We start from the raw sequence: 23833 nt of genomic DNA on the forward strand, positions 1-23833 counted from the left end.
GAAACCGACGCCGGGCGGCGGCCGGACGGGCACCGGGACGCCTCGACGCCGGGTGCGAGCGCGTCCGCGGCGCATGACGCCGAGGGGCCGCCCGCGCACCTCCTCCGAGCGGGCGCCGAGGACGACTCAGTCCTCGTACCCCTCGGCCGCGCGGCGCTCGCGGAGTTCCTTGATCGCGCGACGGCGGGCGAGCCGGTGGGTCCGCCGGATCTGCGCCTCCTGGTAGCGCCGCTTGTCGCGCTCCGTCTCGGGGACCACCGGCGGGACGGGCCGGGGCTTGCCGTCCGCGTCCACGGCGGCGAAGACCAGGTAGGCGGAGCCGACCTGGGTCGCGGGGGTGGACTCGTTCCAGCGCTCGGCGAGCACCCGGACGCCGACCTCCATGGAGGACCTGCCCGTCCAGTTGACCTGGGCCTTCACATGTACCAGGTCGCCAACCCTGACCGGCTCGAGGAAGACCATCTCGTCCATGGAGGCCGTGACCGCCGGTCCGCCGGAGTGCCGGCCGGCGACGGCGCCCGCCGCGTCGTCCACCAATTTCATGATCACTCCGCCGTGCACCGTCCCGAGGAGATTGGTGTCACTGTGCGTCATGATGTGGCTGAGGGTCGTACGCGAAGCCGATGTCGGCTTACCCGGAATATCGCTCTCCGAGCGCTGGGCCTGGTCTGTCATGCCCTCCACCCTATGCGGGCCTCCGAACACCGCCGCATTGCATCAGGTTCGCTACAGCCCCGGTGTGATTTGTCACCCGCTCTGTCGGGCTTTCGGCGACGGCCTGCACACTGTTCCGCATGAATGACTGGCCCGATGGATACGGACACGGCGGCCGCGGCTCGGAACCCGAGGGTCCGCGTGTGATGCGCCATGTGCGGCGACGCCCGATCCCGCAGCAGCCGCAGGGGTACGACGACAGGTACGACGCCCCGTACGACAGCGGGTACAACACGGGCCAGGTCTACGGTTCGCCGTCCGGCCGAGGGCACGGCGGCCATGGCGGACAGGACGGCTACGGCGAGCCGCCCGCCTACGGCCGCCCGGCCCCCGACTGGCGCCGGCGCCTCAAGGTCGGCTCGATCACCGTGCTCGTACTGGCCCTCGGGGTCTCCATAGGCACCTACTTCTGGGCCGACTCCAAGATGCGCCGCGAGGTCGACCTCGCCAAGGTCATAGAGCGGCCCGAGGAGGGCGACTGCACGACGTACCTGATCGTCGGCTCCGACAGCCGTGAGGGCCTGACGTCGGAGGACAAGAAGCGCCTGCACACCGGCTCCGCCGACGGCAAGCGCACCGACTCGATGATGATCCTCGCCGCCTGCGGCAGCGGGAACACCATGATCTCGCTCCCCCGCGACTCGGACGTGGAGATCCCGTCCTTCGTGGGTTCGGAGTCCGGCAAGACCTTCCCGGGCGAGGGCCGCCGGGTGAAGCTGAATGCGGCATACGCGGAGGACGGCCCCGAACTGCTCGTCCGCACCGTCGAGCACAACACCGGCCTGCGGATCGACCACTACGCGGAGATCGGCTTCGCCGGTTTCGCGAACATCGTGGACTCTCTCGGCGGTGTCGAGATGGACATCCCCAAGGCATTCAAGGACAAGAAGTCCGGCGCCGACTTCCAGGCGGGCAAGCAGACCCTGAACGGCGAACAGGCGCTCGCCTTCGTCCGGACCCGCTACGCCTTCGCCGGCAGCGACCTGGACCGCACCAAGAACCAGCAGAAGTTCCTCGCCGCGCTGGCCAACCAGGCCGCGACTCCCGGCACCATCCTCAATCCGTTCAAGCTCTACCCGACCCTGGGCTCGGGCCTGGACACCCTGATCGTCGACAAGGACATGTCCCTGCTCGACCTCGGTCAGATGTTCTTCGCGATGAAGGGCATCAGCGGCGGCGACGGCAAGTCGATGAACATGCCGATCTCCGGCAGCCGCGGCGGGAACCTGGTCTGGGACAAGGAGAAGGTGCGCCAGCTGGTGAACCAGATCAAGAACGACGAGAAGGTCACCGTCACCGCGGACTGAGGGGAGGCTCGTCGTTCAGCCGCGCCGTCAGGGGGAGTCGTCCGTGACCCCCCTGCTTCGGTGGTCGTCCTCCGGGTCGTGGAACACCCGGATCCGGGCCGCATCGACCCCCGCCCCCAACAGCGCGCTGCCCTCGCCCTTCTCGCCCTGGAGATCGCCGCCGAGCAGCGCACGGTCTACGGCGTCGACGAGAACCTGGGCGACTGGCCGAGGAAGCGGCTGCAGGAGTGGCGAACCCGGCTGGAGGCCAAGAGAACCTCGGCATGGCTGCCGACCGACCGGAGGCGACGGGCCGTCCGTTCGCGCGCCGGACGCGTCCCGGGGCCGGGGGCGATCCCGGCCCCGGGCGTCCCGTGCCCGGCGGTCAGCTTCCCGCCGCGTACGCCACGAAGTCCCCCCATGCCTCGGGGGTGAAGCCGAGCCGCGGGCCGGGCAGGTTCTTGGAGTCGCGGACATGAACCGCGCCGGCTCCCGCGGCGACCTCGACGCACTCGGGGCCGTCGGCCGTGCTGTAGCTGCTCTTGACCCACACCAGCCCGGAACCGACTCCGGCCGAGGGCTTGACAGTCATATCTCTCCCAGCAGTTTCTCGATGAAGGACCGCGACAGCCGAGGCGTGAGGGCCTGCGACCTGATCAGGCCGTACCGCATCTCCAGGATCTGGACCTCCCTGGGCTCGCTGATCAGACGGCTGGTGAGCTGCACCTCGTTGTGCGCAACGGCTGTGCCGTCGCTCAGCTTGAGTACCTGATGCGAGCCGTCCAGGCCCGCGTGCTCCTCGGTCTCCGTCGGCATCACCTGGATCTCGACATGCCTCAACGCGCCGACTTCCAGCAGGTGTTCGAGCTGACGACGCAGAACCATTCTGCCCCCGACCGGCCGCCTGAGCGTCGTCTCTTCCTGGACGAACGTGAGAAGGGGCGCGGGCTGCCGGTCGAACACCGACTGGCGGGCCATTCGCGCGGCCACCAGGCGCTCGACCCGATCCTCGGAGAAGGCGGGCCGCCGCCCCCGGTACAGCGCACGGGCGTACTCCTCGGTCTGCAGCAGCCCGTGCACCACGGCACTGGCGTACGCGCCCATCTCGATCGTGTCCGCCTCCAGCTTCGCCAGATCCCGGACCTTCTTCGGATACCTCGCCTCCGCCACGTCCTGCTTCATCGCGGCCAACTTCCCGCCCGCACCCAGGACCTCGTCCGCCCGGTCCAGGAACTCCGGCTTCGGGATGCGCTTGCCGGTCTCCACCTTGTAGACCTGGTTCTCGCCGTACCCGATCGCCGCGCCCAGCTCGGCCGCGCGCATCCCCGCGGCCTCGCGCCAGAGCCGCACCTGCCGGCCGACCGCCGCGATCACCGCTCCCGAGTCGTCCTCCGGCCCCATGTCCCGGTCCGGCTCGTCCACCCCGCCAGCCGTACCGGCCCCGCCGAGCCCACCCGCCATACGACACCGCCTCCATCCGTGCCCCGTCACCCGCACCACACCCGACAACCGCCGCCCATACACGATGGACAGGACCACCCAACGCCTGGACAGTCACTGTCCGTACACGTGGCGCTCTGTTCAGAGTACGAGCGAACCGGCCACGCTGAGTGATGTGAACGTGGAAATCACCCGAACCGAACCTTCCGCTCCTGCCCGGCAGTTCACCGTCCTGCTCTCCCCCACCCGCCGGGGAGCACGGCTCGCCCGGCTGCTCACCGCGGCCCAACTGGCTTGCTGGGGCATCCCGTCGGAGTCGGCGGCGCGAGTCGTCGCCGAACTCGCCGCCAACGCCGCGCTCCACGGACGCGTACCGGGCAGGGACTTCCGGCTCCGCCTCGCCGTCGAGAACGAGGGCAGGCGTCTGCGGATCGAGGTCACCGACACCCGGGGCGACCGGCTGCCGCCCGGCCCCGGCGCCCTCGCCCCTCCGGCCGACGGCGCAGAGTCGGGGCGCGGCCTGCTGATCGTCGAAGCGCTCGCCGCACGATGGGGCGTGACCCCGGGGCCCGTACCGCGCAAGACCGTGTGGGCCGAGCTCGACCTCGTGCCGTGACCGGGCAACCCGCCGCGGGCCCACCCGGCAGCGCCGGGGCGGGGGAGCCCGGGTACGCGGGTGAGCCCTTCGCCCGTCCGCTCAGCTGTGTCCGGTCGGTACCGAGAGGCCGTCATAGGCATCGGGCACCGTCTCGACCGGGACGCCGGTCGTATCGACGAAGCGCGTCAGCATGGGGAACCACGCCATGATCATGATGGCCCGCGCGGCCATGTCCTGACTGCCGTAGTGCGACACGAGCGCCCGCACCTGATCGGCGCCGAGCTTTGCGTCGGCGGCCATGTCGTCGACCATGCGGCACAGCCGCCGGTGCCAGGGCGAGAGCCGGTCCAGCTCGTCGTCCAGCACGGCCCGGCTCGCCTCGCGCGGGAGTCCGGCGGCCTCCGCCAGCACGAAGTGCTGCGGAATCTCGTAGTCCGAGCCGTTCTGGCGGAAGGTGCGCAACGCGATGACCTCGCGGTCCGCACCGGGGAACCAGTCCTTTCCGAACATCACGGACAGCAGGGTCCGGTACTCGCGGGCCACTCCGGTTCTGGCGATCATGCGCCACACGTTGAGCGGCGGCATCGACGCGAGGAACTCCACCGTCTCCGCGTCGAGCTCGTCGTCCGTGGGCAGATCGAGCTTCGGCAGGTTCTCCTGGCGCAGGGTGTGCATGACGGCTCCTCTCTCCGCGCCCGGGCCGCACCCCGCGGGTGGCCCGGGTCGTCTCGGCGGCGTCTCCGCGCGGCGACGGCAGGACGAGCGCGACCGCGTCCCGCCCGTACACCGCCGTGCCCAGCGTGCTCGCCCCCGAGGGGGAGCGGGAGACGACTCGTCCGGCACAACCGGTGAACGCTGCCGCCGCAGGGACGATCCGTCCCGATACCAGGCTGTCCGGATCGGCGGGAGAACTCCAACCGGACGTTGCCCCTCGGCCCGCGTCCGGGCACGGTGCGGTGGTCGCAGCCGACGGGTCGGGTCACCACGATCGGCGACTCTCCGCGAGGAATCGTGTCCTCAGGTCGGCGGCGAGGCCCTTCGGCGGCCGCCGCACCCTGAGCCGCCTGTCCCTGGCCGTCGTGACGTGCTCCCCGAATCGCTCGATGCCTGAACTGGCCTGCCCAGTCGGGTAGTCGAAGCGACAAAGAAGCCCCGGCCAGTGGCCGGGGCTTCTGCATTGGTTGGACCACGCTACGGCAGGTTCCTCGCCATGACGATCCGCTGCACCTGGTTCGTGCCCTCGTAGATCTGGGTGATCTTGGCGTCGCGCATCATCCGCTCGACCGGGTAGTCACGGGTGTAGCCGTAGCCGCCGAGGAGCTGGACGGCGTCGGTGGTGACCTCCATGGCCACGTCCGAGGCGAAGCACTTGGCGGCGGCGCCCTGGAAGGTGAGGTCGCTGTCGCCCCGCTCGGACTTGGCCGCGGCCGCGTACGTGAGCTGGCGGGCGGCCTCTATCTTCATCGCCATGTCGGCGAGCATGAACTGCACGCCCTGGAAGTCGGCGATCGGCTTGCCGAACTGCTTGCGCTCCTGGACGTAGCCCTTGGCGTAGTCGAGGGCGCCCTGCGCGATGCCGAGGGCCTGCGCCGCGATGGTGATGCGGGTGTGGTCCAGGGTCTTCATGGCCGTGGCGAACCCCGTGCCCTCGGCCCCGATCATGCGGTCGGCCGGGATGCGGACGTTGTCGAGGTAGACCTCGCGGGTCGGGGAACCCTTGATGCCGAGCTTCTTCTCCGGGGCGCCGAACGACACGCCCTCGTCGGACTTCTCGACGACGAAGGCCGAGATGCCCTTGGAGCGCTTCTCGGGGTCGGTCACGGCCATCACCGTGTAGTACTCGGAGACACCGGCGTTGGTGATCCAGCGCTTCACGCCGTTGAGGACGTAGAAGTCGCCGTCGCGCACGGCGCGGGTCTTCATGCCGGCGGCGTCGGAGCCCGCGTCCGGCTCGGAGAGGCAGTACGAGAACATCGCGTCGCCCTTGGCGAGCGGGCCCAGGTACTTCTTCTTCAGTTCCTCGGAGCCGGAGAGGATCACCGGCAGCGAGCCCAGCTTGTTGACGGCGGGGATCAGGGAGGACGAGGCGCAGACTCGGGCGACCTCCTCGATGACGAGCACGGTGGCGAGTGCGTCGGCGCCGGCGCCGCCGTACTCCTCCGGCACGTGGACGGCGTGCAGGTCCGAGGCGACCAGCGCGTCCAGGGCCTCCTGCGGGAAGCGGGCCTCTTCGTCGACCGCGGCCGCGAACGGCGCGATCTTCGCCTCGGCGAGCGAGCGGACCGTCTCCCTGAGCATGTCGTGCTCTTCGGACGGGCGGTACAGGTCGAAGTCAGGCACTGTGCTTATCTCCCTTTGGCGCCAAGGTCTCTCACGCCCCTGAGCAACTGCTAACTACCGTTAAGTAACACAAATTTTAGTGTGCGCGCCCCGACCGGGCATACGTGACCTTGCTGACAGCGGAAAAATGCCCTTGCGCGCTCCCGGTTATGCTCGGGCCCGCACTCCGTCCGTCCACCCCAGGAGCAAGCCCATGGCCCTCAAGATCACCGTGATCGGCACCGGGTACCTCGGCGCCACCCACGCAGCGGCCATGGCGGAGCTGGGCTTCGAGGTCCTTGGACTCGACGTCGTCCCGGAGAAGGTCGCGATGCTGGCCGCCGGCCGGGTCCCGATGTACGAGCCGGGCCTGGAGGAGCTGCTCGCCCGCCACGTGGCCGGGGCCGAGGGATCCAGCGGACGGCTGCGCTTCACCACGTCCTGGGACGAGCTGGAGGACTTCGGCGGAGACGTCCACTTCGTCTGTGTGAACACTCCGCAGAAGCACGGCGAGTACGCCTGCGACATGTCGTACGTCGACGCCGCTTTCTCCTCGCTCGCCCCGCGCGTGAAGGGCGGCGCGCTGGTCGTCGGCAAGTCCACCGTGCCGGTGGGATCGGCGGACCGGCTCGCCCGTCTGCTCGCCGAGCATGCGCCCGAAGGAGTGGACCTGGCCTGGAACCCGGAGTTCCTCCGCGAGGGCTTCGCCGTGCGGGACACCCTGCACCCGGACCGGATCGTGGTGGGCGTGGACTGCGAGCGGGCCGAGAAGGTGCTGCGCGAGGTGTACGCCACGCCGATCGCCGAGGGCTCGCCTTTCGTGGTGACGGACTTCCCGACTGCGGAGCTGGTGAAGACCTCCGCGAACTCGTTCCTCGCGACGAAGATCTCCTTCATCAACGCCATGGCCGAGGTGTGCGAGGCGGCCGGCGGCGACGTGGTGAAGCTGGCCGAGGCGATCGGCCACGACGAGCGGATCGGCAAGAAGTTCCTGCGGGCCGGGATCGGCTTCGGCGGCGGCTGCCTTCCGAAGGACATCCGGGCGTTCATGGCGCGCGCCGGTGAACTCGGCGCCGACCAGGCGCTGACGTTCCTGCGCGAGGTCGACTCGATCAACATGCGCCGCCGCGGGCACATGGTCGAACTCGCCCGGGAGGCCGTGGGCGGCGGGTCGTTCCTGGGCACGCGGGTCGCGGTCCTGGGCGCGACGTTCAAGCCGGACTCGGACGACGTACGCGACTCGCCCGCACTGAACGTCGCCGGCCAGATCCATCTCCAGGGTGGCCAGGTCACGGTCTACGACCCGAAGGGCATGACCAACGCCCGGCTGGTGTTCCCGACGCTCGGCTACGCGGACAGCGCACTGGAGGCCGTGCGCGGTGCGGACGTCGTGCTGCATCTGACGGAGTGGCCCGAGTTCCGTGAGCTCGACCCGGCCGCCCTGGGCGAGGTGGCATCCCGGCGGATCGTGCTGGACGGGCGCAACGCGCTGGACGGGACGAAGTGGCGCGAGGCCGGGTGGACGTACCGCGCGATGGGCCGGCCCCGCGCCTGAGGCACCCCGGCGCCGGCAGGCACGGGGACGAGGAGGGCGTCGGCAGGCGCAGGGACGGGGAGACGGTGCGTCAGCCGGCGCAGAGACAGAACGGATGCCCGGCGGGGTCCGCGTAGACGCGGAAGCCGCGTGTCCGGTCGGCGGTGTCCAGCGGCTTGGCCCCGAGTGCCAGCACCCGGTCCTCGGCGGCGTCCAGGTCCTCGACGGTCAGGTCGAGGTGGAACTGCTGCGAGGCTCCCGGCGAGGGCCACTCGGGAGCGGTGTGCCCCGGGGCTGCCTGGAAGGCGAGGGGCGTGCCCTGGTACCCGGTGAGGGAGACCCAGGTGTCGTCGTCCGACTCCGCCCGTGCGCCCAGGATCTCGGCGTAGAAGGCGGCGAGTGCGTGCGGGTCGTCGCAGTCCAGGACGACGGTTCCCAGTGTGGCGATGGCCATGGTGCTTCCTCTCGTACGGGCGGTCGGTTACCGGTAACCGCCTTACACTGGTAACCGGTAACCACATGGTCTCGTAATGGAGGTAACGTCGCAACCATGAACGACAGGGCCCCGGCACCCGGAGGGCTCGCGCTGATCGAGTCCCTGGTCAACACGCTGAGCGTCGACACGGGCGCCGACAGGCTGGACGGCGAGGACGGGCGGGCGACGTTCGGTCTCACCGCGGCGGAGGTGCCGGCCGCGAAGGAGCTGCGCGAGGCGCTGCGGGCGGCGTGCCTGGCGCACGCCGGCCACTCCTCACCCGGCCGCAGCGCCGCCGACCTGGACCGGATGCTGACCGGAGCGCCGCTGCGCGTCTCCGTGGACGACGCGGGCGCCGTGGCCCTCCGGCCCACGGCCGACCCGGCCTCCCTGCTGTCCCGCGTCGCCACGGCGATCGCGTCGGCGGCCGCCGACGGGAGCTGGCAGCGTCTGAAGGCCTGCGAGGCGGAGGACTGCCTGTGGGCCTACTACGACCGCAGCCCGGCGGGCCGCAGTCGCTGGTGCTCCATGGCGGTCTGCGGCAGCCGCGCGAAGATGCGCGCCTACCGCGCGCGGCGGGGCGGGTAGGGAGTGTGGCGAAAGTGGCTCCGTCCGTCCGCAGGCGGGGCCTGGGGCGTCCGGTGCATGCCATCGCAGGGCTGAGGATCGTCCTCGTTGCCGAACGTACTCGGACGACCCCGACAACGCAGCGTGGGGGTACCTCCCGTGCCGAAGGGCTACGGGGGAGTGCGTGCCGGGCGTCGCGGGCCAGGAGGGACCTTCGCGACCCGCCCTGGGCGCGCGCCGGTACCACCGGAGGAACGCCGTGCGGCCGTGCGCGTGACGCGCGAGCGGTGGCGGCGCGTCCCCCGCCGCGGTAGTGCCCGCAGCCGTACCACGGTCGAAAGACGTGCGCGTGACGCGCGAGCGGTGGCGGCGTCCTCCGCCGCTACGGCCTGGGCGCGCTCGCCGTCGACCGGAGCGTCGCGTTCGAGGGAGCACGGCGGGACTGGAGGTCGCGGGCGACGGATTCCGCGTCGCGAAGGGCGCGGACCGCGTTCTGCCAGGTGAGCTTGGCCAGGTCCGGGTGCGACCAGCCGCGGCGCAGGAGTTCCGCGATCAGGTTGGGGTAGCCCGCGACGTCCTCCAGGCCGGCCGGGGTGAACGCGGTGCCGTCGTAGTCGCCGCCGATGCCGATGTGGTCGACCCCGGCAACCTCGCGCATGTGGTCCAGATGGTCCGCGACCGTGGCCGCCGTCGCCATCGGGCGGGGGTGCGCGGCCTCGTACGCCCGCTGGACCTTCATGCCCGCCTCGGTCGTGTCGAGGGGGTGGAGCCCGTGCTCCCGCATGTTCTCGTCCGCCGCGCGCGTCCAGGCGACCGCCTCCTGCAGGACGAACTTCGGGACGAACGTGGCCATCGCCACGCCGCCGTTCGCCGGGAGCCGCTCCAGCACGTCGTCGGGGATGTTCCGCGGGTGGTCGCAGACCGCCCGGGCGGAGGAGTGGGAGAAGACCACCGGGGCGACGGAGGTGTCCAACGCGTCCCGCATCGTCGTCGGCGCGACGTGCGAGAGGTCCACGAGCATGCCCGTGCGGTTCATCTCCCGCACGACCTCGTGGCCGAACGCCGACAGTCCGCCGAACCGCGGCTCGTCGGTCGCCGAGTCCGCCCAGTCGTTGTTGTCGTTGTGTGTCAGCGTCATGTAGCGGACGCCCAACGTGTGCAGCGCCCGCAGCGTGGCGAGCGAGTTGTTGATGGAGTGGCCGCCCTCCGCACCCATGAGGGAGGCGATCCGGCCCTCCTTGCGCGCCGCCTCCATGTCGTCGGCGGTCAGGGCGCGCGCCAGGTCCGCCGGGTAGCGGGCCAGCAGCCGGTCCACCACGTCGATCTGCTCCAGCGTTGCGCTGACCGCCTCGTCACCGGCCATGTCGCTGCGCACGTACACCGACCAGAACTGCGCTCCGACCCCGCCCGCCCTCAGCCGCGGGATGTCGGTGTGCAGGCTGCCCGTCTGGTCGGTCGCGATGTCGCGGCGGTCCAGGTCGTAGCGGACCTGTTCGCGCAGGGCCCACGGAAGATCGTTGTGGCCGTCGACGACGGGAAAGGATGTGAGCAGCGAACGGGCTTCGGCGAGAAAATCCACGGTCGCAGCCTACTTCCCGAAACCGAACGCCGCGGCCCCCTCCACCTTGGTGCGCAGGCGCCTGCCCTTCTCCGTCGCCTGGTCGTTCAGCTCCTGCTGGAAGTCCCGCATCCGGGCCAGCAGGTCGGCGTCCTGGGTGGCGAGGATCCGGGCCGCGAGCAGACCGGCGTTCCGCGCCCCGGCCACCGACACGGTCGCGACCGGAACCCCGGCGGGCATCTGCACGATCGACAGCAGCGAGTCCATGCCGTCGAGGTACTTCAGCGGCACGGGCACACCGATCACGGGCAGGGGGGTGACGGAGGCGAGCATGCCGGGCAGATGGGCGGCGCCGCCGGCGCCCGCGATGATCGCCTTCAGCCCGCGGTCGGCCGCCTGCTCGCCGTACGCGATCATCTCGCGCGGCATGCGGTGCGCGGAGACGACGTCCACCTCGTAGGGGATCTCGAACTCGTCCAGGGCCTGTGCGGCGTTCTCCATGACGGGCCAGTCGGAGTCCGAGCCCATCACGATGCCGACGAGGGGGGCCGAATCGGGAGCGGTGGTCATTCGGTGATCGTTCCTCTGAGGTAGTCGGCCGCGTGACGGGCGCGCGCGAGCACGTCGTCCAGGTCGTCGCCGTAGGTGTTGACGTGTCCGACCTTGCGCCCGGGCTTCACGTCCTTGCCGTACATGTGGATCTTCAGCTGCGGGTCCCGCGCCATGCAGTGCAGATAGCCCTGGTACATGTCCGGGTAGTCGCCGCCGAGGACGTTCGCCATGACCGTCCACCTCGCCCGGGGGCGGGGGTCGCCGAGCGGCAGGTCGAGCACGGCCCGGACATGGTTGGCGAACTGGGACGTGATCGCGCCGTCCTGGGTCCAGTGCCCGGAGTTGTGCGGGCGCATCGCCAGTTCGTTGACGAGGATCCGGCCGTCGGTGGTCTCGAAGAGCTCGACCGCCAGGTGGCCGACGACGCCGAGTTCCTGGGCGATGCGCAGCGCGAGCTGCTGGGCCTGCCCGGCCAGCTCCTCGTCCAGGTCCGGCGCGGGGGCGATCACGGTGTCGCAGACGCCGTCGACCTGGCGCGACTCCACGACCGGATACGCGACCGCCTGGCCGTGCGGGGAGCGGACGACGTTCGCGGCGAGCTCGCGACGGTAGTCGACCTTCTCCTCGGCCAGGACGGGCACTCCGGCGCGGAACGGCGGCTCGGCGTCCTCCTCGCTCCGGACGATCCACACGCCCTTGCCGTCGTAGCCGCCGCGCACCGTCTTGAGGATCACGGGGAAGCCCCCGACCTCCGTCGCGAAGGCGGCCGCGTCCGCCGGGTCGGCGACGATGCGGTGGCGCGGGCTGGGCGCGCCGATCGCGTCGAGCCGGGCGCGCATCACGCCCTTGTCCTGCGCGTGCACGAGCGCGTCCGGGCCCGGGCGGACGGGGATGCCCTCCGCCTCCAGGGCCCGCAGGTGCTCGGTGGGCACGTGCTCGTGGTCGAAGGTGATCACGTCGCAGCCGCGAGCGAAGTCGCGGAGCGCGTCCAGGTCCCGGTAGTCGCCGACGACGACCTCACCGGCCACCTGGGCCGCCGAGTCCTGGGGGGTGTCACTGAGGAGCTTGAACCTGATGCCGAGGGGGATGCCTGCCTCGTGTGTCATACGGGCGAGCTGTCCGCCGCCGACCATGCCGACTACGGGGAACGTCACCCTCTCAGGGTATCCGGAGCTCCGTACGGTCCTGCCCGCCCCATCACTTCGTACGATCCCACAAAGGCGTGGGCTCCTTCGTGACCGTCCGCCGGGCACGCGGCGGAGGTGCTGGTTAGAGTGGTCTGGTTGACGTAGTCGACCGGACGGGACCAGCGGACACCATGAGCGAACGGGGCGCACTGCGTGTGCGACTGAACCGGCTCGCGCGCGAGGTCGCCAAGTTCGGCGCGGTCGGCGCCATGGGCCTTCTGGTCAACATGGCGGTCTTCAATCTGCTGCGGCAGACCACCGAGCTCCCGGTGGTGCGCGCCAGCCTCCTCGCCACCGTCATCGCGATCCTGTTCAACTACGTGGGCTTCCGCTACTTCACCTACCGGGACCGGGACAAGAGCGGCCGCACCAAGGAACTCACCCTGTTCCTGCTGTTCAGCGCGGTCGGCCTGGTGATCGAGAACGGCGTGCTGTACGTGGCGACCTACGGGTTCGGCTGGGACAGCCCGCTGCAGAGCAACTTCTTCAAGTTCTTCGGCATCGCCGTCGCGACGCTGTTCCGCTTCTGGTCGTACCGCACTTGGGTCTTCCGGGCCCTCCCGGCGCGCGAGGCCGTGCAGACCGCGGAGTCGTTCCTGGAGCAGCGGCGCACGGAGGCGCCCGACCGCGTCGGCAGCTGAACCGGCCCTTCCCCTCGTCGCGCCCTTCCCCGGTGCGTCCCGCGCCGTCTCAGCGCACCGTGTGCTCCGGCTCGTCCTCACGCGGCCGCGCCTCCCGACTCAAGAACAGGGCGAACACCGCGGGCTGCTGCTGCAGCAGCTCCAGCCGCCCGCCGTCCGCCTCCGCGAGGTCCCGGGCCACGGCGAGACCGATGCCCGTCGAGTTCCGCCCGCTGATGGTGCGCTCGAAGATCCGCGCCCCCAGGTCGGCCGGTACGCCGGGCCCCTCGTCGGTCACCTCGATGACGGCCTGGTTGCCGGTGACACGCGTGCGCAGGGCCACCGTGCCGCCCCCGTGCATCAGCGAGTTCTCGATCAGGGCGGCCAGCACCTGGGCGACGGCGCCCGGTGTTCCGACGGCCCGCATCCCCTGCTTGCCCGAGCAGACGATGGCCCGTCCCGCGCTGCGGTAGGCCGGGCGCCACTCCTCGATCTGCTGCTTGACGACCTCGTCGAGGTCGAAGGCGACCGCGGACCCGGTCCGCGGGTCCCGGGCGTTGGTGAGCAGCCGCTCCACCACGTCGGTGAGCCGTTCCAACTGGGTGAGCGCGACGTTCGCCTCCTCCTTGACGGTGTCCGGGTCGTCCGTGGCGGAGATCTCCTCCAGCCGCATGGACAGGGCGGTCAGGGGGGTACGGAGCTGGTGGGACGCGTCAGCGGCGAGCCTGCGCTCGGCGGTCAGCATCCGGGCGATCCGCTCGGCGCTGGCGTCCAGGACGTCGGCGACGCGGTCGAGTTCGGGGACTCCGTACCTCTTGTGACGCGGCCGCGGGTCGCCGGAGCCCAGCCGTTCCGCGGTCTCGGCGAGATCGGTCAGCGGCGAGGCGAGCCGGTTGGCCTGCCGCACGGCGAGCAGTACGGCGGCGACGACGGCGAGCAGAGCCACCGCACCGATGATCATCAGAGAGCGGCCGACCTCACGGGTCACGGTGGCCCGGGACTCCTCGACGGTGACCCGCTCGCCCTGCTCTCCGGTGGCGGTGCCGCGGATCACGCTGCCGGAGGGGCGCTGCCCCACCTCTACCGGCGGGCTGCCGGGGATCTCGATCCTGGCGAACCGGTCCGGCCCGATCTGGTCGGCCAGCACCCCGTCGTCGACCCGCTCGTGCTCCAGGACCTTGGCCTCGATGACGCTGACCAGCCGCAGCGCCTCGGAGTCGACGCTCTCCTGGGCGCTGTTGCTGATGGTGCGCGTCTCGACGATGACGAGCGACACGCCGAAGACGGCGATCACCACGAGCACCACGGCCAGGGTGGAGTTGATCAGTCGGCGGCGCACGGTGCCCTCCGGGCGGGTCTTGCGGTCGTGCGGGGTCCGGACCCCCGCGATCCTTGCCGGCCCGGGGCGGCGCGGCCCCGAGGGCCTGTCGTCCCGAACCGCCGGGTCCCGGAGCCGATCGACCCCGGGCGGTCGGGTGCCGGGGCGGCCGGTCCGGGGAGGACCGGCTCCCGGGACACCGGGACCCGGGGCGGCCGGCCGGTCCCCGATGGCCAGTTCTTCTCGAAATCAGTTCTTCTCGAAGCGGAATCCGACGCCCCGGACCGTCGCGATGTACCGCGGGTTCGCCGCGTCGTCCCCCAGCTTCTTGCGCAGCCAGGAGATGTGCATGTCGAGGGTCTTCGTGGACGACCACCACGTGGTGTCCCAGACCTCGCGCATCAACTGGTCGCGGGTGACCACCCGGCCGGCGTCCCGCACCAGCACCCGCAGCAGGTCGAACTCCTTCGCCGTGAGCTGCAGCTCCTCCTCGCCCATCCAGGCCCGATGGGACTCGACGTCGATCCGCACGCCGTGCGTGGCGGGCGCCGCTGCGGGCTCCGTGGCGCCGCGCCGGAGCAAGGCCCGTACCCGGGCCAGCAGTTCGGCGAGCCGGAAGGGCTTGGTCACGTAGTCGTCGGCGCCGGCGTCCAGGCCGACCACCGTGTCCACCTCGTCGGCGCGGGCGGTCAGCACCAGGATCGGCACGCTGTGACCGCCGGCACGCAGCCGCCTCGCCACTTCGAGCCCGTCCATCCCGGGCAGCCCGAGATCCAGCACGACCAGGTCGACACCGCCCTGGAGCCCGGCGTCGAGCGCGGTCGGGCCGTCCTCGCGGACCTCGACCTCGTACCCCTCCCGGCGCAGCGCGCGCGCCAGCGGCTCGGAGATGGATGCGTCGTCCTCGGCGAGCAGTACACGGGTCATGGGGTGATGGTAGTCCGCGGCGGTCACGCTCCGGGGGGTCCTGGGCAGGCCCCCGACTTCGGCGATGCCATCCTGGTTTGCGCCTTCGAATGCGGGCAGGCGGTTCCACGGACGCCTGTGATCCTTCTCTCAAGTGGTCTAAACATCTCGCTGTCATGCCTTATGGTGTCAAGGCGCCTACAGCACTACTCGGGGACCTTTGGCCGCTTTACCGCCAAAGGTCTCTTTTCTGCGCGAAGTCGGGCGGGATCACCGCCCCCTCCGCGACCGTGAATGACCTGGGCCGGGCCCCGCACGCGACGAAGCGCGCGGGGTGTGGATCCCGGTGAGGACTGTCCCTCGTCCCCCACCAGGGGACGGGCCCCTCGGGCGTGGGGGCGGGACCGCTCCCCCGCCGGTGCCGGCCGCCCCCCACCGGGCGCGGAAACCGCTCACGACGCGGCGCGTCCCGAGCAGCAAGGATCGACATGGCGTCCAGCCTGACGAAGGACTCGTCCAGCACCCCGGGCGAGAAGACCTTCCTCGGCCACCCACGCGGTATGGCCACGCTCTTCATGACGGAGATGTGGGAGCGCTTTTCCTGGTACGGAATGCGCGGCATCCTCGTCCTCTATCTGGTCGCGGGCGTCCTCGACGGACCGCTCCAGGGCAGGGAGGCGCTGGCCGCCTCGATCTACGGCGTCTACAACGCCGTCGTCTACATGGCCGCCATGCCCGGCGGCTGGATCGCCGACCGCCTGTGGGGCGCGCGCAAGGCCGTCCTCGTCGGCGGCATCGTCATCGCCCTGGGCCACTACACCCTGGCCATCCCGTCGGACACCGCCTTCTTCGCCGGCCTGGTGCTCATCGCCGCCGGTACGGGCCTGCTGAAGCCGAACATCTCGGCCATGGTCGGCGGGCTCTACGAGGGCCAGTCCAGCGCCCGCCGCGACGCCGGCTTCACGCTCTTCTACATGGCGATCAACATCGGCGGCATGGCCGCCCCGCTGGTCGTCGGCTACCTCGGCGAGAACGTCAACTGGCACCTCGGCTTCGCCGTCGCCGGTATCGGCATGACGCTGGCGGTCGTCCAGTACGTCCTCGGCAGCCGCCACCTCGGCGACGTCGGCAAGGAGCCCGGCACCCCGGCGACGCCGGAGGAGAAGCGCATCGCGCTGCGCAAGGTCCTGCTGTGGGGCGGCCTGGCCCTCGCCGCGCTCGCCGTCGACGTGCTGCTCGGCACTTACGACATCGAGCACATCGTCAACTTCCTGGCCGTCCTGGGCATCGTCGTGCCGGTCGTCTACTTCGCCGCGATGTACCGGAACCCGGCGCTGACCGCGACCGACAAGCCCAAGATCCAGGCGTTCGCCTGGTTCTTCGCCACGGCCGTGCTCTTCTGGATGATCTACGACCAGTCCGGCTCGCTGCTGACGCTGTTCGCGGACGGCAAGACCGACCGCATGATCGGCGGCTGGGAGTTCCCGGCCTCCTGGTACCAGTCGGTGAACCCGGCCATGGTCATCGTCCTGGCCCCGCTCTTCGCCGCCCTCTGGGTCAGGCTCGCCAAGCGCAACCGCGAGCCCAGCACCCCGATGAAGTTCGCCCTGGCAATGCTGCTCATCGGCGGTTCCTTCGCCATCATGGGCCTGGCCGGCGCCGCGGCCGCGAACAGCGAGACCGGCAAGGTCACCGTCTTCTGGCTGCTGAGCGTCTACCTCGTCCAGACCCTGGGCGAGATGTGCCTGTCGCCGGTCGGCCTGTCGCTCTCCACGAAGCTGGCCCCCAAGCAGTTCGTCGGCCAGATCATGGGTCTGTGGTTCCTGGCCACCGCGACCGGCAACGCCCTGAACGGCTGGACCACCAAGCTCAACGAGCCGCTGGGGGACGCCGCCTACTACTCGATGTGGGCGGTGATCGCGATCGTCGCGGGCCTGACGTTCATGATGGCCGGCAGGAGGATCCGCGCCCTCATGGGCGACGTCCGCTGACCTCACGCCGGCCCCGCCGGCGTCGGGCGCAGGCGCCCACAGCGGAACGGGGTCGGCCCGGCGCGCACACCGCGTGCCGGGCCGGCCCCGTTCCCATGCCGCCGCCCTCGGGCCCAGGGCGCCCTCCGTTCTCCTGTCGTCGTCCTCGGGCCCAGGACGACGCGCTCGTCGTCGGGGCGTCCTCGCTGTCGTGACTTCGCCGTCGGTCCCACGTCGTCGTTACCCGTCGACCCCGTCGACCCCGTCGTCCACGTATCGACTTCGCCGATGGCCTCGTCGGTGCCGTTGTCGCGGGGCCCGAGGGGGAACCCCGGCCGGGCCCGCCGCGCCCGTGCCGCTCACCGAGCCCCGCGCAGCCTCCCCCACGGCGTGAACGTGAAGACCGCGCCACCCGTCAAAATAACCGTGCCGGCCACGAGGGCGAGGGCCCGCAGGGCTCCGTCGTCCCCGGCGCCGGTGTCGGCGAGGCCGCCGCCCGAGGCGTCACCGCCGCCCGCCGAGCCGGAGGCGGCACCGCCGGAGCCACCGCTCGCACCGCCCGGCTGGGCGGAAGTGTCGAGTTCCAGGGACACCGCGACGTCGTCTGGCGGGGTGCAGGTCGTCGTCGTGCCCAGCGCCTCGACCGTGAGGACGCCCGGGCTGAGCGTCGACCTGCCGTCGGCGCCCGGCTTGTACGTGCCGGTCAGATCGGGGATCTCGATCGGGTCGCCCGCCTTGACGGGCTCCTTGTTCATGGGGCCCTCGACGTGCACGGAGCCCTTGTCGGCACCGCCCAGCCGGACCACCATCGACGGTTTCACGGAGTCGGCCGGGATGTCCGCGGGGCTGTCCATCACCGACTCCGAGAACTTCACGGTGAGGTCGAAGTCGCCGCCGTTCTTCCTGGCGTTGATCCTGACCGGGGAGACGGCCTCCTTGTCGCCGATGGGCGTCTCGCAGGAGTACGCGACCCGAACCTCCCTGCCCTCGAAGTCGGTCTGGCCGCCGCCACCACCCGTGGACCCGCCGGAGTCGCCGCCACCGCTCGACGAACCACCCGTCGACGAACCACCCGTCGACGAACCACCCGTCGACGAACCACCCGTCGACGAACCACCCGTCGACGAACCACCCGTCGACGTACCACCGGCGTCGCCGCCCGTGGTACCGCCCGAACCGCCGCCGCCTTCCACCACCTTGACGGTCGCCCCCGGCTGGACGGCCTCCTTCGGGGCGCACTTGGTGTCGGTGGATATCGGCTTGGAGACGTTGATGGTGTACGCGCCCGGCGTCAGCGTGATCTCGCCGGGTGCGGTCAGCCTCAGCTTGGCCCTCATGTCGGACAGCACCATGGGGCTGTTCTTAGGGATCGGCGGGTTCTGCCGGGGCCCCTCCATCGCCAGGTCGGCGGTCTGCGCCCCGGCCACCCTGAGGATGCCCGTCGGTCTGACGGTGTCCTTCTGCAGATCCAGCACATCGGGGTTCCTGGACGCGGCCTCGACCGTCTTCCAGACCACCTCGATCTCGTCCCCGACCTCGGCCTCCGCCGGCGCGGTGATCTGCACGCGGGTGGTGCCCTGGACGGGCGGCAGACCGGATACGGGCGGCGGGACGCACTCCGTCGCGAACGAGACGTCGGCGGCCCGGGCGGGGGAGGCGGCCAGCAGGATCCCCGCGCCGCCGAGCATCAGCGCGACCCCTGCCGCGCTCATCCTCCGTTGCGTGCTCACGTGTGCCCCTTCGTCGTGGGTCGGTTCTCTGACGGTGCGGAGTCCTTGGTGAACCACGGCAGGGCCGCGGGGGTGGTGACGGGGCGGCCTGCCTCGGCCGAGGAGGCCGTCCCGTCCCCGGGTGGGACGGCGTGCGGTGCGGTGCGGTGCGGGCTGCGGTGCCGACCGGGGTGCCGCGGCCGTACACGGTCCACGACCGCCATCCCGATCCGGAACAGCGCCGCCGGGACGACGACGGCCAGCAGCACCCAGAAGAGCGTCACGCCCCAGGGCCTGCCCACGCCCCAGGGCTGTTCGACGAGCACCTGCGAGCCGTACTCCACCGAGACCCGGTAGTCGCCGTGCGCCCCCGCCGGCAGCTGGACGGGCAGCTTGATCTGCGCCTTCCGGCCCGGCTGCACGGTGCCGCGCCACTGGCGCTCCTCCCACCGCGGGGCGAAGACGCCGTGGGCCGTACCGACCCGGAAGACGGGGTCCTCGACCGCGGCGGTACCGAGATTGCCGACGGTGAAGACGAGTTCGCGGTCCGGTGGGGCGCCGAACCAGACGAGCAGCCCACTCGACCCCCGCAGTTCGGCTGTCGCGAGCACGGCGAGCCTGCCGCCGCCCGTCTGCCGCGGCAGTGGGGCGGCGGGATGCCCGGCGACCGTGAACGGCGCGTCCACGGCGGCCCGTTCGCCGGTGACCGTGGCGACGTGGACCACGCAGGGACACGGCTCCGGCGGCTCGGCGACCGGCATCTTCCTGCTGAAGGCACCTTTGGCGTCGGTGGTCACGGCCCGGCCCTCCGCGTTGGCGCAGGAATTGGTGCCGCCGATCACTCCCCTGCCGGGGGCGGACTGCCCGCAGATCAGCAGCATCAGCAACGCCCGGGGTCGCCAGCCGGATCCGCTGACGGTGATGTCACCACCCCTGCCCGCCTGTTCGGCGGAGAGACGGACGGTGGGTTGCGTGTCCGCGGCGGCGAGCGGAGCGGGACCGGTGAAAGCGACGGCAGCGGCGAGGAGCACGGCCGACAGCCGGGCGGCGATCCCGCGGCCGGCGGCGGCACACCGCGACCCCCGGAGCGCGTGGCCCGGCCGTCGCAGAAGACGGGGACGGAGGGACGGGGTGTGCGCGGCGCCGTTCACGGTCGGGCTCCCGCCTGCGCCGGGGTCCGGCCGGGCCCGCCGGGCTCGTCGGAGGAGTGTCCGCGGCCGCGCCACAGTGCGAGACCGGCCGCCGCCGCACCGAGTGCCAGCGCCGTGCCCGTCGCCGCGGCCCACGGCACGTACCGGGCGGATGCCGTCGCCTCGACGGACGCGGCACCCGGGGCCGTGACGCGGAGCGTGACGTCGACGGAGTCGAGGGCGGGCGGATCGGGCCAGGGTTCGGTCAGTTCGAGGCTCCGGCCGGGGCCCAGCTCGACCGGCAGCGTCCGGGCCGGGCGCCTCAGCAGTTCGCCGGCGAGTCCGTCTGCGCGCACGGCGAGCCTGGGCACGAGCACGGTGTTGCCCCGGTTGACGAGGGTGTAGCGGATCACGCGGCCGTCGACACGGACGTCCTCCACGGTGAGTGCCGCCAACTCGGGCCCCGTGACTCGCACATGGACGCGCACGACCGCCTCACGGCCGCCGGCCGACACCACTACCCGCGCGGACCGGTCGCCGGGAGCGGCGGAGGCCGGGATCGTCACGGCGAAGGGCACGTCGGCCCGGGTGCGGGCGGGGACGGTGACCCGGTCCTCGGCGAACACCGGCCCGGCCGTCCCGGCGGCCCGCAGCCGTACCGTCAGCGGTTCCGCCCCGGGGTTGGTCACGGAGACCCCGTCCTCCATGACCGTGCCGGGCGGGCCCTCCAGATAGACGTAAGGTCTGCCGCCCGCAGCCGGCTCGGCCGTCCAGTCCTGCCCGGCGACCGCGGGCGCGGCCGCCCAGAGCACGGACAGCAGGGCGCCGGCCGCGGCGGCGAGTGGGGAGCGGGCCGGCACGGTCAGCCCGCGGACCGCGGACCGCGGCGGGTCAACCACAGCACCCCGACGGCGCCGGTCAGCAGCACCGTGCCGCCGAGCGTGCCGAGCGCGGGCGCGGAGTCGAGGGGGCCGGTCCTCGGCAGCTCACCGGCTCCGGAGCCGGACCCGGACCCGGAGCCGGAGCCGGACTGCGCACCGCCGCCGCCCGCGCCCGTGACGTCCAGTTCGAGCGACGGCTTCGGGTCGTTCCCCGGCGTGCACGTGGTCGTCGTGCCGAGTGCCTTGATCGTGAGCACCCCGGCGGTGAAGGTGACCCTGCCGCTCTTCCCGGGGGTGTACGTCCCGCTCAAGTCGTTGATCCTGATGGGGGTGTTGGCGGGAATCGCCTCGCCGTTCGGCGGCCCCGAGACCGGGACCCCGCCCTTCTCCGCGCCGCCGAGCTCGATGACCGCGCTCGGGTTCATCGCCCCCTTGCCGAGCTCCACCGGGCTGGACGAGACGCCCTTCCGGAACGACATGGTGAGCTTGTAGCCACCGCCGCTCCTGACGGCCCTGATCTCGATCGGCGACACCGCGCCCTTGGGCCCGATGGGCGTCTGGCACCGGTAGTCGACGTCCACGACTGCGGCATGGGCGGTGGGCGCGGCCGTCAGCACCACCGAGCCCGCCACGGCCGCTGCCAGCGCGAGAGCTGTCCGCTTCTGGTACGACACCTCGAGTTCCCCTCATGCCGGAAGTCGCCGCAGGTAACTGACGACACATCAGATCGGGCGCTCAAGGTACGCCCGGGTCCTTGTGGAGGGAAGACAAAGAGCACGGCGGATCGCCGTGCTCCACAACAGCTTCGAATTACGGGGCCCGGGTCCCGGCTAGGAGGGCGCCGCGAGCTCCGCCCACACCGTCTTGCCCGTCATCCCCGGCGTCCTGACGACACCCCAGTCCAGGCACAGCCGCTGGACGATGAACATGCCGTGGCCGCCCGGACGGCCGGCCCGGTGCGGGGTGCGCGGCGCGGGCTGGCCGGCGCCGAGGTCGGTGACCTCCAGCCGGAGCACCTTGGCGTCGCTGGAGACGCGCAGCCGGTCGGGGCCCTCCGCGTGCAGACAGGCGTTGGTGACCAGCTCCGAGACGACGAGGAGGACGTCCTCGGCGGCGGCGCGGCGGTCGGCGTTGGCGGCGGGCAGCCAGCCCCAGTCGTACAGGGCCTGCCGGGTGAAATCGCGAGCGAGCGGGACGATGCCGCTGGCGTTCCCCAGCGCCAGGGTGCGCACCCGGCCGTCGGGCAGGACGGTGCCGGGGCCACCGCCGGCGGGGGCGCCGTCCGGCTCGGGGCCGAGGTCGCCCGGCGGATGCTGCCGGGTGGTGCTCATCAGCGCTTCACCTCACCGATTCGCCAGTTCGCGTGTGGGTCGATACGGAGCGTGCGGGGCTCCGCACACTTTGGTCAGGGGTCCCGGAGGGATCCTTGCGGGGGTCTTCTGCCCGGCCGGACCCGGACGACACCCCCCGGTCCGGTCGTGCGGCGGGAGTCACTCCGCCAGGGCCGCCTCGACCGAGTCGTGGACGGTGAAGACCGCCTCCGCACCGGTGATCTCGAAGACCCGGGCCACGACGGGAAGCATCCCGGCCAGATGGACCCCGCCCCCGGCGGCCTCGGCCCTGAGTCGGGCACCGAGGAGCACGTTCAGCCCCGTGGAGTCGCAGAACTCGAGGTGTGAGCAGTCGACCACCAGGCGTGCACGACCCTGGTCGAGTGCGTCCTCGAGTGGCGCACGCAACAATTCCGCCGTGTGGTGATCGAGCTCACCCGCCGGAGTCACCACTTCGCTCGGGCCTTCGGTCCTTACCTCGACCCGAAGGCGGCCTCGATTCGCACTACCGACCGTCCCGCGGTCCATGCCCGTCCTCTTCGCCGACGACGTTGACGTCCGCAGAACACTACGCCTTTCGTACGCCGATCGGTAGCCGAACTCCCCCATATATCGGACATACATGACTTTCAACACTTGCAATGTCCGGCAAGGACCGGATAGGGCTAGATAGACACCACCGACACGGCCGGCTTTGGAGGCGCCGCACACCGCAGCACCACGTATGGGCATCGGCAGCCATATGCCGAGAACGATGGAGGAGACCATGTCACCCCGGCTCGACGAAACGCGTACCCCGTACGCGCCGTCGACACACAAGCACGATCACCTCGAGTCCCCCGAGCACGCCGGGCGCCACGCGCTCGACGCGTACGACGAGCACCCCCCGTACGAGCAGTACGGGCAGCACGGGCACACCGAGCAGTCCGAGGACCTCGACCTCCCGGCACTCCCGCCGTTCAACGAGGTCGGCCCCGTGGACGCGCGCGCCCTGTCGAAGACGCTCTTCGCCCGGCTCGAAACCCTCGAGGAGGGCACGCACGAGTACTCCTACGTGCGCAACACCCTCGTCGAACTCAACCTCGCGCTGGTCAAGTTCGCCGCCTCCCGGTTCCGCTCCCGCAGCGAGCCGATGGAGGACATCATCCAGGTGGGCACGATCGGCCTGATCAAGGCGATCGACCGCTTCGAGCTCAGCCGGGGCGTGGAGTTCCCCACGTTCGCGATGCCGACCATCATCGGCGAGATCAAGCGCTTCTTCCGCGACACCTCCTGGTCCGTGCGCGTCCCGCGCCGGCTGCAGGAGCTGCGGCTGGACCTCGCGAAGGCCGGCGACGAACTCGCCCAGCAGCTCGACCGCGCCCCCACGATCGGCGAGCTCGCCGAGCGCCTCGGCATCACGAGGGACGAGGTCGTCGAGGGCATGGCCGCGAGCAACGCCTACACCGCGAGCTCCCTGGACGCGCAGCCCGACGAGGACGAGACCGAGGGCACGCTGGCGGACCGCATCGGCTACGAGGACCACGGCCTCGAGGGGATCGAGTACATCGAGTCCCTGAAACCGCTCATCGCCTCGCTGCCGCCGCGCGACCGCAAGATCCTGTCCCTCCGCTTCGTCGCGGGCATGACGCAGTCCGAGATCGGCGACGAGCTCGGCATCTCGCAGATGCACGTGTCTCGTCTGCTGGCCCGCACGCTGAACAGGCTCAGAAAGGGCCTCACGGTCGAGGAGTGACTC

General features: G+C 71.4%; 24 protein-coding genes. 7 read left to right on the forward strand and 17 right to left on the reverse strand.

The features are described from left to right. Positions 1 to 126: 126 nt before the first annotated feature. Positions 127 to 675, reverse strand: a complete 549-nt coding sequence (locus AB0J10_RS00140; protein WP_093656132.1) for an acyl-CoA thioesterase — start codon at positions 673 to 675, stop codon at positions 127 to 129. A 119-nt stretch (positions 676 to 794) separates the two neighbouring features. Here AB0J10_RS00140 and AB0J10_RS00145 point away from each other — a divergent pair, with 119 nt between their 5' ends. Further along, a complete protein-coding gene (locus AB0J10_RS00145) occupies positions 795 to 2021 on the forward strand; it encodes an LCP family protein (protein ID WP_363056123.1) in 1227 nt (408 codons plus the stop codon). Positions 2022 to 2385: 364 nt separating this feature from the next. Here AB0J10_RS00145 and AB0J10_RS00150 read toward each other — a convergent pair whose 3' ends face one another. Both AB0J10_RS00150 and AB0J10_RS00155 read right to left on the reverse strand, forming a co-directional pair. Beyond that, positions 2386 to 2592 carry a DUF397 domain-containing protein gene (locus AB0J10_RS00150; RefSeq protein ID WP_363056125.1) on the reverse strand — a complete coding sequence of 69 codons (207 nt, stop codon included), beginning with the start codon at positions 2590 to 2592 and terminating at the stop codon, positions 2386 to 2388. After that, positions 2589 to 3461 (reverse strand): helix-turn-helix transcriptional regulator, encoded by an 873-nt coding sequence (locus tag AB0J10_RS00155; RefSeq protein WP_363056127.1) that lies wholly within the window; start codon positions 3459 to 3461, stop codon positions 2589 to 2591. The genes AB0J10_RS00150 and AB0J10_RS00155 overlap by 4 nt, the downstream gene beginning before the upstream one ends. Before the next feature lie 154 nt (positions 3462 to 3615). Between AB0J10_RS00155 and AB0J10_RS00160 the strand changes: the two genes are divergently transcribed. Continuing rightward, positions 3616 to 4056: an ATP-binding protein gene (locus tag AB0J10_RS00160; protein WP_363056129.1), complete on the forward strand. Its 441-nt coding sequence runs from the start codon at positions 3616 to 3618 to the stop codon at positions 4054 to 4056. Between the two features lie 81 nt (positions 4057 to 4137). On the opposite strand, the gene AB0J10_RS00165 is transcribed toward AB0J10_RS00160, so the two are convergent. Together AB0J10_RS00165 and AB0J10_RS00170 are read right to left on the reverse strand one after the other, a co-directional pair. Further along, the gene (locus AB0J10_RS00165) at positions 4138 to 4713 is read right to left on the reverse strand and encodes a hypothetical protein (RefSeq protein WP_363056131.1); all 576 of its coding nucleotides are present in this window, start codon (positions 4711 to 4713) and stop codon (positions 4138 to 4140) included. A gap of 516 nt (positions 4714 to 5229) precedes the next feature. Continuing rightward, on the reverse strand, positions 5230 to 6387 hold the full coding sequence (locus AB0J10_RS00170) for an acyl-CoA dehydrogenase (protein ID WP_283298805.1): 1158 nt from the start codon (positions 6385 to 6387) through the stop codon (positions 5230 to 5232). A 184-nt stretch (positions 6388 to 6571) separates the two neighbouring features. Here AB0J10_RS00170 and AB0J10_RS00175 point away from each other — a divergent pair, with 184 nt between their 5' ends. Beyond that, positions 6572 to 7912, forward strand: a complete 1341-nt coding sequence (locus AB0J10_RS00175) for a UDP-glucose/GDP-mannose dehydrogenase family protein (RefSeq protein WP_363056133.1) — start codon at positions 6572 to 6574, stop codon at positions 7910 to 7912. A 70-nt stretch (positions 7913 to 7982) separates the two neighbouring features. Here AB0J10_RS00175 and AB0J10_RS00180 read toward each other — a convergent pair whose 3' ends face one another. Further along, complete coding sequence (locus AB0J10_RS00180; RefSeq protein WP_363056135.1) at positions 7983 to 8345, reverse strand: VOC family protein; 363 nt, start codon at positions 8343 to 8345, stop codon at positions 7983 to 7985. A 96-nt stretch (positions 8346 to 8441) separates the two neighbouring features. Here AB0J10_RS00180 and AB0J10_RS00185 point away from each other — a divergent pair, with 96 nt between their 5' ends. Continuing rightward, positions 8442 to 8954 carry a CGNR zinc finger domain-containing protein gene (locus AB0J10_RS00185; protein ID WP_363056137.1) on the forward strand — a complete coding sequence of 171 codons (513 nt, stop codon included), beginning with the start codon at positions 8442 to 8444 and terminating at the stop codon, positions 8952 to 8954. Positions 8955 to 9315: 361 nt separating this feature from the next. Here the strand turns inward: AB0J10_RS00185 and AB0J10_RS00190 are convergent, their stop codons facing one another. From AB0J10_RS00190 to AB0J10_RS00200, 3 genes are read right to left on the reverse strand one after another with little or no spacing between them, the layout of a single operon-like run. Further along, positions 9316 to 10512, reverse strand: a complete 1197-nt coding sequence (locus AB0J10_RS00190; protein ID WP_363056139.1) for a dipeptidase — start codon at positions 10510 to 10512, stop codon at positions 9316 to 9318. 9 nt (positions 10513 to 10521) lie between these two features. Then, on the reverse strand, positions 10522 to 11061 hold the full coding sequence (gene purE / locus AB0J10_RS00195; protein ID WP_363056141.1) for a 5-(carboxyamino)imidazole ribonucleotide mutase: 540 nt from the start codon (positions 11059 to 11061) through the stop codon (positions 10522 to 10524). Further along, positions 11058 to 12197, reverse strand: coding sequence for a 5-(carboxyamino)imidazole ribonucleotide synthase (locus AB0J10_RS00200; protein WP_363056143.1), 1140 nt, complete (start codon positions 12195 to 12197; stop codon positions 11058 to 11060). The genes purE and AB0J10_RS00200 overlap by 4 nt, the downstream gene beginning before the upstream one ends. 164 nt (positions 12198 to 12361) lie before the next feature. Here AB0J10_RS00200 and AB0J10_RS00205 point away from each other — a divergent pair, with 164 nt between their 5' ends. Then, positions 12362 to 12871 carry a GtrA family protein gene (locus AB0J10_RS00205; protein WP_363056145.1) on the forward strand — a complete coding sequence of 170 codons (510 nt, stop codon included), beginning with the start codon at positions 12362 to 12364 and terminating at the stop codon, positions 12869 to 12871. Positions 12872 to 12920: 49 nt separating this feature from the next. Here the strand turns inward: AB0J10_RS00205 and AB0J10_RS00210 are convergent, their stop codons facing one another. Both AB0J10_RS00210 and AB0J10_RS00215 read right to left on the reverse strand, forming a co-directional pair. Then, positions 12921 to 14189, reverse strand: a complete 1269-nt coding sequence (locus AB0J10_RS00210; RefSeq protein ID WP_363056147.1) for an ATP-binding protein — start codon at positions 14187 to 14189, stop codon at positions 12921 to 12923. A gap of 228 nt (positions 14190 to 14417) precedes the next feature. Further along, positions 14418 to 15095, reverse strand: coding sequence for a response regulator transcription factor (locus AB0J10_RS00215; RefSeq protein WP_363056149.1), 678 nt, complete (start codon positions 15093 to 15095; stop codon positions 14418 to 14420). Positions 15096 to 15562: 467 nt separating this feature from the next. Here AB0J10_RS00215 and AB0J10_RS00220 point away from each other — a divergent pair, with 467 nt between their 5' ends. Next, entirely contained in the window at positions 15563 to 17065 is a 1503-nt protein-coding gene (locus AB0J10_RS00220; RefSeq protein WP_363056151.1) for a peptide MFS transporter, read from the forward strand. A gap of 338 nt (positions 17066 to 17403) precedes the next feature. Here AB0J10_RS00220 and AB0J10_RS00225 read toward each other — a convergent pair whose 3' ends face one another. The 6 genes from AB0J10_RS00225 to AB0J10_RS00250 form a co-directional block, all read right to left on the reverse strand. Beyond that, a complete protein-coding gene (locus tag AB0J10_RS00225) occupies positions 17404 to 18756 on the reverse strand; it encodes a hypothetical protein (protein ID WP_363056801.1) in 1353 nt (450 codons plus the stop codon). Positions 18757 to 18770: 14 nt separating this feature from the next. Continuing rightward, positions 18771 to 19784, reverse strand: coding sequence for a hypothetical protein (locus AB0J10_RS00230; RefSeq protein ID WP_363056153.1), 1014 nt, complete (start codon positions 19782 to 19784; stop codon positions 18771 to 18773). 116 nt (positions 19785 to 19900) lie between these two features. Further along, positions 19901 to 20782 carry a hypothetical protein gene (locus tag AB0J10_RS00235; protein WP_363056155.1) on the reverse strand — a complete coding sequence of 294 codons (882 nt, stop codon included), beginning with the start codon at positions 20780 to 20782 and terminating at the stop codon, positions 19901 to 19903. Further along, positions 20746 to 21438 (reverse strand): peptidase, encoded by a 693-nt coding sequence (locus tag AB0J10_RS00240; protein ID WP_363056157.1) that lies wholly within the window; start codon positions 21436 to 21438, stop codon positions 20746 to 20748. The genes AB0J10_RS00235 and AB0J10_RS00240 overlap by 37 nt, the downstream gene beginning before the upstream one ends. A gap of 156 nt (positions 21439 to 21594) precedes the next feature. Beyond that, positions 21595 to 22095 carry an ATP-binding protein gene (locus tag AB0J10_RS00245; protein WP_138054859.1) on the reverse strand — a complete coding sequence of 167 codons (501 nt, stop codon included), beginning with the start codon at positions 22093 to 22095 and terminating at the stop codon, positions 21595 to 21597. Positions 22096 to 22254: 159 nt separating this feature from the next. Further along, a complete protein-coding gene (locus tag AB0J10_RS00250; RefSeq protein ID WP_269730042.1) occupies positions 22255 to 22623 on the reverse strand; it encodes an STAS domain-containing protein in 369 nt (122 codons plus the stop codon). Positions 22624 to 22849: 226 nt separating this feature from the next. Here AB0J10_RS00250 and AB0J10_RS00255 point away from each other — a divergent pair, with 226 nt between their 5' ends. Next, positions 22850 to 23830 carry an RNA polymerase sigma factor SigF gene (locus AB0J10_RS00255; protein WP_363056160.1) on the forward strand — a complete coding sequence of 327 codons (981 nt, stop codon included), beginning with the start codon at positions 22850 to 22852 and terminating at the stop codon, positions 23828 to 23830. Positions 23831 to 23833 lie beyond the last annotated feature (3 nt).

The organism is Streptomyces sp. NPDC049887 (genome assembly GCF_040656535.1).
GTDB lineage: Bacteria > Actinomycetota > Actinomycetes > Streptomycetales > Streptomycetaceae > Streptomyces.

What these genes read in the sequence shown, in the direction of transcription:
- AB0J10_RS00140 (WP_093656132.1), bottom strand. Translation starts at nt 675, where the DNA reads ATGACAGACCAGGCCCAGCGCTCGGAGAGCGATATTCCGGGTAAGCCG.
- AB0J10_RS00145 (WP_363056123.1), top strand. Translation starts at nt 795, where the DNA reads ATGAATGACTGGCCCGATGGATACGGACACGGCGGCCGCGGCTCGGAA.
- AB0J10_RS00150 (WP_363056125.1), bottom strand. Translation starts at nt 2,592, where the DNA reads ATGACTGTCAAGCCCTCGGCCGGAGTCGGTTCCGGGCTGGTGTGGGTC.
- AB0J10_RS00155 (WP_363056127.1), bottom strand. Translation starts at nt 3,461, where the DNA reads ATGGCGGGTGGGCTCGGCGGGGCCGGTACGGCTGGCGGGGTGGACGAG.
- AB0J10_RS00165 (WP_363056131.1), bottom strand. Translation starts at nt 4,713, where the DNA reads ATGCACACCCTGCGCCAGGAGAACCTGCCGAAGCTCGATCTGCCCACG.
- AB0J10_RS00175 (WP_363056133.1), top strand. Translation starts at nt 6,572, where the DNA reads ATGGCCCTCAAGATCACCGTGATCGGCACCGGGTACCTCGGCGCCACC.
- AB0J10_RS00180 (WP_363056135.1), bottom strand. Translation starts at nt 8,345, where the DNA reads ATGGCCATCGCCACACTGGGAACCGTCGTCCTGGACTGCGACGACCCG.
- AB0J10_RS00185 (WP_363056137.1), top strand. Translation starts at nt 8,442, where the DNA reads ATGAACGACAGGGCCCCGGCACCCGGAGGGCTCGCGCTGATCGAGTCC.
- purE (WP_363056141.1), bottom strand. Translation starts at nt 11,061, where the DNA reads ATGACCACCGCTCCCGATTCGGCCCCCCTCGTCGGCATCGTGATGGGC.
- AB0J10_RS00205 (WP_363056145.1), top strand. Translation starts at nt 12,362, where the DNA reads ATGAGCGAACGGGGCGCACTGCGTGTGCGACTGAACCGGCTCGCGCGC.
- AB0J10_RS00215 (WP_363056149.1), bottom strand. Translation starts at nt 15,095, where the DNA reads ATGACCCGTGTACTGCTCGCCGAGGACGACGCATCCATCTCCGAGCCG.
- AB0J10_RS00220 (WP_363056151.1), top strand. Translation starts at nt 15,563, where the DNA reads ATGGCGTCCAGCCTGACGAAGGACTCGTCCAGCACCCCGGGCGAGAAG.
- AB0J10_RS00225 (WP_363056801.1), bottom strand. Translation starts at nt 18,756, where the DNA reads ATGAGCGCGGCAGGGGTCGCGCTGATGCTCGGCGGCGCGGGGATCCTG.
- AB0J10_RS00245 (WP_138054859.1), bottom strand. Translation starts at nt 22,095, where the DNA reads ATGAGCACCACCCGGCAGCATCCGCCGGGCGACCTCGGCCCCGAGCCG.
- AB0J10_RS00250 (WP_269730042.1), bottom strand. Translation starts at nt 22,623, where the DNA reads ATGGACCGCGGGACGGTCGGTAGTGCGAATCGAGGCCGCCTTCGGGTC.
- AB0J10_RS00255 (WP_363056160.1), top strand. Translation starts at nt 22,850, where the DNA reads ATGGAGGAGACCATGTCACCCCGGCTCGACGAAACGCGTACCCCGTAC.